This window comes from Paractinoplanes toevensis, from assembly GCF_018332695.1.
Taxonomy (GTDB): Bacteria; Actinomycetota; Actinomycetes; order Mycobacteriales; family Micromonosporaceae; genus Actinoplanes; species Actinoplanes toevensis.
Map to the genome: position 1 here is coordinate 1 of NZ_BOQN01000271.1, position 475 is coordinate 475.

The 475-nt window shown below is 69.5% G+C and carries 1 protein-coding gene and 1 pseudogene; both read left to right on the forward strand.

The genetic code is table 11. From position 1 onward, the window contains the following. Nucleotides 1-169, forward strand: a pseudogene (locus tag Ato02nite_RS52420) (acyl-CoA desaturase); the annotation flags it as partial. A gap of 46 nt (nucleotides 170-215) precedes the next feature. Further along, nucleotides 216-475: helix-turn-helix domain-containing protein (locus tag Ato02nite_RS51165; RefSeq protein WP_213013996.1), on the forward strand; the 260-nt coding region annotated here is incomplete at its 3' end.

Below are 475 nucleotides of genomic sequence, written 5' to 3' on the forward strand. Positions count from 1 at the left end.
CTGGCACAACCTGCACCACGCCGACCCGACCTGCGCCCGGCACGGCGTGCTGCGTGGACAGATCGACAGCTCCGCCCGGCTCATCTGGCTCTTCGAGAAGACCGGCGCGGCGTGGAACGTGAAGTGGCCGAACCGGGAACGGCTGGCCGCGAAGATGATCAAGGGGTGACCGGCACGGGACACGGTGGAGCCGGAGCACCTGGCAGGATGGCCGGGTGACCGAGTCAGGCGACAGCAAAGACGACCAAACTCGTGCACGGCGACAGCGGCCGGCGGCGACCCCACCCCGGGTCCGCATGTCGGCCGCACAGCGGCGGGAACAGCTGATCGCCACCGGGCGGCAGTTGTTCGCCGAGCGGGGTTTCGACGCGACCAGTGTGGAAGAGGTCGCGGCCCGGGCCAAGGTGTCCAAACCGGTGGTCTACGAGCACTTCGGCGGCAAGGAAGGGCTGTACGCGGTGGTCGTCGACCGCGA